Genomic DNA, 6,700 nt, shown 5'->3' on the forward strand with positions numbered 1-6,700 from the left:
GGGCATTGGGCATTAGTTATTCTCCTTGTCCCCCTCTGCTTCCCCTGCTTCCCCTACTCCCCACTCCCCACTCCCTACTCCCCTTTATTGCTGACTCAACTCGATAATATTTCCATCAGGATCTTGAGTGAATAAAGCAGGGCGGCCGGAAGCGCTGGGTTGAATGGGATAATTATGATTGAGCAACTCTTGTTTGGCTGTGTCTAAGTTAGCAACTGAGAAAGCGACGTGGGGGTTGCGTCCCCATTTTTCGTTTGGGTTTTCGGTAGGGACAGTAGGTGCAACTATCAGGTGAATTTGATAGTTGCCAACTTGATACCATGCACCAGCGTATTTTAGGGAACGATCTATTTTAGATAATCCCAATACTTTGCCATAAAAGTGTTCAGAGCGTTCTAAGTTAGTCACGAGAATTGCTGTATGGAGACTTTGGGTAATCTGCATTGTTGGTAAGTGCGATCGCGTTTATCTAAATTTTGACGTAGTTTTGGCATATATTTTGACCCCACTTCGATTCCTCTCTCCTAAAAGGCTACGGTGTACACACAAGTCTGAAGTTGTTCAAGAATCTGGGTTTTACTCCACTCTAACCACTGCTTGAATTCAATAAACGACGACCCGAATTCAATAAACGACGACCCGAATTCAATAAATGACCACCCGAATTCAATAAACGACTACCCGAATTTAATAAACGACTACCCAAATTCAATAAACGACTACCCAAATTCAATAAACGACTACCCAAATTCAATAAACGACCACCCGAATTCAATGGGATTTAAGAAGAAATTCGACTTGTGTGTACACGGTAGCCTAAAAGGAGAGAGGCTTTGAATCTTACTCCCCAACGCTAGTAGGGAAGGGGCCGGGGGTTAGGTCTGTATTGAATTCAACATAGAAGCGTTATTACATTGATGCGATCGCGCTGCTTGCCAATAAGTGCTGTCTTGCCGTTGAGTATTTGCATCGCCGTGTTATCTCAATGCAACCTCTTGCAATTTGATTGTATCGACTAACAACGCTTGCCTAATAAGTATGATCTGGTCGCACCCCTGTTAAATGCCATCACCCCATCACTCTGGTAATCTCTCTAAAGCCTCCCGTGCGATCGCACCCCAATATTCATCCTTATACTCAACATATATTTCCAACGCTGTCTGCAAATGAACCCTCGCCTCTGCGTAGTTTTCTTCTGCTTCTGCAAGCGTTCCTAAAGCGTAGTAGGTGCTAGCTTGGGAATAGTGATCGCCATATTCGATTTTGATAGTCAAAGCTTGTTGGTAATTGTGCCGCGCCTCCTCAAATTCACGCAAATCTTGGGCAAATATTCCCAAATTGTTGTAAATGCGTGCTTGGGAATAGCGATCGCCATATTCGATGTAGATTTCCAAAGCTTGTTGGTAATTGCGCCGCGCCTCCTCAAATTCATGCAAATCTTGGGCAACCGTTCCCAACTGGTGGTAAGTGTCAGCTTGCTCATAACGAGCGCCAAACTCAATGTATATTGCCAAAGCTTGTTGGTAATTGCGCCGCGCCTCCTCAAACCTCCGCAAATCTTGGGCAACTCTTCCCAACTGGTGGTAGGTATCAGCTTGCTCATAGCGATCGCCAAATTCGATTTTGATAGCTAAAGCTTGTTGGTAATTGCGCCGCGCCTCCTCAAACTCCCGCAAATCTTGGGCAACTATTCCCAAATTGTGGTAAATACCAGATTGGGAATAGCGATCGCCTATTTGTTGTTCAATTTCTAAACACTGTTTATATAAAGTTGTAGCGTGTGTAAATTGCCTCAAGTCTAGATAAGCATTGCCCAGTTTAAACAAAGCAGCAGTTTCGCCGAGAGGATTCTGAAGTTGTTGTGAAATACTTAAAGATTTTTGATAATAAGTAATTGCCGTATCAAATTGCCTTTGCTGCCCATAAGAATCTCCTAATGTGCTGAGGACTTCAGCATAGAAGGTGGAATCTTTATCGTTAGCTATTTTTTCGGCTTCTTCTAAATATTCTCTAGCTTTGATAGGTTCATTCTTACTCAGATAAGCGACTCCTAGCTGATGCAAAATATTACTACAGTTGCGGAGGTTTTCTCCTACCGGCTGATGTCCAGTAGGTTTATATTCCATTAGCAGACGATGTAATAAATCGATCCGCTCTTGCTTTTCTGGAGGTTCTAATCTGTCTACGATTCTCTCAGTATTTTTAGCCTCATTAATCGCATGATCTTTGGTAATTTGAGATGTTTGAAACCGAAACATCCCCGATTGCCAAGCCCAAAAATCAGGAGCAAATTTGGCTAACCGAGTCAGCGCATAATCTGGCAGAATAAACAGTATGGGATGAGGAACAGTTCTTTTATAAGCATCTCGGACAAAGTTGAGGTCTTGTAAAACTGGCGGATAGTCTCCATAAACGCCAATAGACTTTTCTAAACCTTGTACAATCAAGACTAATTTTTTATTAGATTCTATCTCAATAGTTGGTAATAGCTTGACAATTTCATCCTTGAGAAATCGCAAATTAGCATCAGAAAAACTCAGCGTAATAAATTGAATATCCCGACAATCAGGATTTGTTTTTAGCGCCTCAACTAATATTTCTACATCTGGGGGAAAATTAATTTCTACAAAACCAATCATAAACTTTTCTGCAAAGTCTATAAAGGTGAGTAACTGAGCAAAAACCTCTTGATTCAGGGCGATAAACGCTCCTATTTCTGAATTAAGGTTGCGCTGCAAGTGCGGATTCGATGGCTTTCTGGAAGAATTCATTTTGCTTCACCACTGGATTGGGATAATTCCATCGTTTATCGCCGTTGTATTCCAAAACTGAAGTGTTAAACAGCATTAACTGACCAATATCATCTTTGCTGACATTTTTGGTTAGACAAACTTGGGCTAAAAACGCATAATGTTCTTCAGGAATAAACCTTTCAAAATTAAATTGCTGTTGTTTCACGGCATAGATAATATCTTCAGCAATAATTTTGGGATGTTTGCGAGTACTAGCAGTTAGGCAAGCAGTCTGTATCATTTGCATTAATTGGCGGACATGTCCACCACTGGCTTTTGCTAAATCTAGCAATTCCTGGCGAGATTCAAATACAGCATCAATATCTACCCGCTTTTCAATGACGCTGGCAACTGCTTCTAGTCCCGTTTGATTGTAGTTTAAATGGCAGCGATCGCGTTCCAATTCATAAATATTCACCATTGGGACAATATGAGGATTACCATTAAACTGATTAAGTGGGTTTTTCGGGGAACAAAGCACAGAAATTGGAACTGTATAAATTATTGTGCAATCTAGTTCTTGTAACTGAGCCGCATAATCAAAAAATAAATGTTCTGCAATCGTCGGTGGTACACGATCCATGTTGTCAAAAATAATCAATAAACCTTTATATTGAGGAAATTTTTTTCGGAGTTTAACGTAGGCATCCCCTAATAAAAGGTTAATATCTGCTTTAAGACGTGATAGGTCTTTTTCTAAAGTTTGGCGAATCGTAGTTTTTTGTTTATCAGAACCTTTAATTTGTGCCAGTAATTTGACCATCAATTTAGCGATAAATGGTGCTTCTGGTTTCAGAGTCGCTTCTCCCTCAATACTCACAGACTTTTCTACACTTTCTTCAGTCTCTTTGGTAATATCCTTAAACCAAGATTCAAAGTTTTCTAAAAGTTTACCATCAAATTTTAAACCTAATTTCCGTAACTCAAATTCTACTCGCTTGATAACAATTAAATATAAATCGGTATAATTAGCATCATTAATATCTGTTTCTTCGTTAACTTCTAAATAAATTACGTGATATTGTTCTTCCCATTGCTTCTGAATGCGTTTTAACTCTGTACTTTTCCCACAGCCGCGATGTCCAGTAAACAAAATGGTGCGGAAATCTGTGGGTTCTTGAAAGTCTAAAATTTGACTAACTTGTTCAATTGCTGAAGTTTTGCGGACTGCTGATAAATCAACATAGTACCGCTCCATGTCTGCACCCTCTAGCGGTTCAACATTACAAACTTGAAATGCAGCTTTAAGAGTATTAGCACGCTGGTGATTCATTGGGTTTTGACTAACTTTATAAATACGACTTTATCAACATTAAATTTTAGGCGATCGCAGTGCAATTTTTCATTTAATAAAAGTTTACTTTTTGATACAACAAGGCTTTGTGATATATTATACTTTAGAAAAATAGTAAAATGGATAACAATATAACTTTCAGCTTTACCCAGCGCTGGATTGCACAAGAGTGGTTTTGTTAGAATAGCGATCATTTATAAACCGCGCTATTAAGTATAATCTCCTAAGACCATTCAGAACTATATTTAATTGTCAATCCACCAAAAGGTAGAATACATGCCATTTCTGCTTACCTAGTTAATTTTGATCAACCAAATCAAAAGTTTGCTCATGGTCATTTTCGCTCAACTACACTGGGTTGATGTGAAAAAATAGCACAATTAATCAATTAATATCAATTTCAGTAATAAAACTGAGTATTAGTAACTTTTACAAATTTTACCCAAACAGGCTTGTATATTGATCCAACATTTGAAAGAATAACTAAAATAATCATCAGTGGTACTAAATTATTAATTGTTACTTTTAATTATTGAGTTATTAATTTTTAGTGTGATGATTGCATAATCCAGCAAAAACTTGAGCTTTTTTATTACTATACATTGAAATTTACTCTGATTTAAATTTATACAAAAACTACATGGAACAAGTAATCACTGCAATGGCAGATGCTTTGTTTATAACTAATAATATAGGGAAAATAAAAAAAGTAAATCGTGCTGCTCAACAATTATTTGGTTTTAGTGAAGAAGAATTAATTAATAAACCAATATCATTGATAATTGATGATGAACAAGTTTTAATACAAGCCATTCACCAGCATTCTTTTTATCAAAAAAATATTCATAATTTAGAGATAGCCTGTCGCACAAAGACTAAAGAAAAGCGGTTGATTGCTTTTTCTTGTTCAGTCATTCCCAAAAAAACAAAAGGGTTAGAAGATATTGTCTATATTGGTAGGGATATTACTGCTCGGCAGCACCGGGAACAGCGTACAAGTGCCCAGTATGCTATCACTCGTATATTATCAGAATCTCAAACTGTAAAACAGGTAATTCCGCAAATTTTGCAGTCGGTTTGTCAAAGCTTAGGATGGGATTTAGGCGAACTTTGGGCAGCAAGTCAATATATTGGCACTTCGGTACAGGGACATAGCCTGAATGCAGTACTCAGGTGTGTGGAAATTTGGTCAAGTCGAGTAATTTCTGCGCGAGAGTTTAAAGCAATTACCTGGCAAACTACCTATACACCGGGTGTTGGCTTACCTGGCCGAATTTGGATCAGACGTTTGCCTTTGTGGATTCAAGATATCACAGAAGATGGAGACGCTAGGCGATCGCAACCTGCTGCTGAAGCCGGATTGTACGCAGCTTTTGGTTTCCCCATCTTAGACGATAGTGAAATCTTAGGAGTGATGGTTTTCTTTAGCCGGGATGTACAACCAAAGGATAAAGGCTTATTGCAAATGGTGGGTTCTATTGGTAGTCAAATCTCCCAGTTTATCAAACGCAAACAAGCAGAAGATGCTCTTGTAGAAAGTGAAGAACGATATCGAGATTTATTTGAAAATGCTAATGATCTGATTCAATGTGTCAATGCCTCTGGTCGTTTTTTGTATGTCAATCGGGCATGGCGAGAAACTTTGGGATATAGCGAAGCTGAAATTGTGAATATGAATGTTTTCGATATTATACATCCAGAGTTTAAGCAAGAGTGTTTACAAATATTTTATCGGGTGCTGTCAGGAGAAAGGATCGGGCAAGTCAAAGCCGCATTCGTTACTAAAGACGGTCAAACAATCTTTTTAGAAGGTAATATTAACTGTAAATTTGTCGAAGGTCATCCAGTTGCGACTCGCGGCATTTTTCGCAATGTCACTCAACGAGTAGCAGCAGAAGAAGCGCTGCGCCATCAGCAAGAAGAAACCGAACGTTTATTGCTGAATCTTTTGCCAGCAGCAATCTCTAAACCTTTGAAAGAAGAAACAGCTAACATTGTCGAAGATGTTGCTCATGTCACAGTTCTATTTGCCGATATTGTTGGCTTTAGCGAAATTGCTGCTTCTATGAGTGCAATTCAACTAGTAAACTTACTCAACTCGATTTTCTCAACTTTTGATCGCCTCACCGAACAACATGGTTTACAGAGAATCAAGACCATTGGCGATGCTTATATAGTAGTTGGTGGTTTGCGCCCACGCCGCCGGGATCATGCTCAACCGATCGCCCAAATGGCACTCCAGATGCAAACTGCGATCGCTCTATTTAATACTAAGAATAACCAAAACTTCAGCATCCGTATCGGCATCCATAGCGGTTCTGTAATGGCGGGAATAATTGATCTCAATAAATTTACGTGTAATCTCTGGGAAGACACAGTAAACATCGCTAGTTACATGGAATCCCAAGGCATTGTTGGTAAAATCCAAGTTACAGAAGATACTTATAAGTCTTTGTGTGATGAATTTTTATTTGAAAAACGGGGCGAAATCGAAGTTCAAGACAAAGGTAAGATGACTACTTATTTGTTGATTGGACGCAAGGGATGAGGGGCATTGGGCATTGGGGAAAGGGAAAGGGGTAAGGGGAAAGGTTAAATTTATCCCTTTACCCTT

The 6,700-nt window shown here is 39.0% G+C and carries 4 protein-coding genes; 1 reads left to right on the forward strand and 3 read right to left on the reverse strand.

Going from position 1 to position 6,700, the window contains the following annotated elements; genetic code table 11:
• Window positions 1-84: 84 nt before the first annotated feature.
• The 3 genes from VB740_RS35145 to VB740_RS35155 all read right to left on the reverse strand — a co-directional run bounded on the left by VB740_RS35145 (window position 85) and on the right by VB740_RS35155 (window position 4,065).
• The gene (locus VB740_RS35145) at window positions 85-444 is read right to left on the reverse strand and encodes a VOC family protein (RefSeq protein WP_323204432.1); all 360 of its coding nucleotides are present in this window, start codon (window positions 442-444) and stop codon (window positions 85-87) included.
• Between the two features lie 632 nt (window positions 445-1,076).
• Window positions 1,077-2,771 (reverse strand): tetratricopeptide repeat protein, encoded by a 1,695-nt coding sequence (locus tag VB740_RS35150; protein WP_323204433.1) that lies wholly within the window; start codon window positions 2,769-2,771, stop codon window positions 1,077-1,079.
• Window positions 2,722-4,065, reverse strand: coding sequence for a P-loop NTPase fold protein (locus VB740_RS35155; RefSeq protein ID WP_323204434.1), 1,344 nt, complete (start codon window positions 4,063-4,065; stop codon window positions 2,722-2,724). The genes VB740_RS35150 and VB740_RS35155 overlap by 50 nt, the downstream gene beginning before the upstream one ends.
• A 661-nt stretch (window positions 4,066-4,726) precedes the next feature.
• On the opposite strand from VB740_RS35155, the gene VB740_RS35160 reads away from it, so the two are divergent.
• Window positions 4,727-6,634 (forward strand): adenylate/guanylate cyclase domain-containing protein, encoded by a 1,908-nt coding sequence (locus tag VB740_RS35160; protein ID WP_323204435.1) that lies wholly within the window; start codon window positions 4,727-4,729, stop codon window positions 6,632-6,634.
• The last annotated feature ends 66 nt before the right edge of the window (window positions 6,635-6,700 follow it).

The sequence above is a fragment of the Nostoc sp. UHCC 0251 genome (genome assembly GCF_034932245.1).
GTDB lineage: Bacteria > Cyanobacteriota > Cyanobacteriia > Cyanobacteriales > Nostocaceae > Nostoc.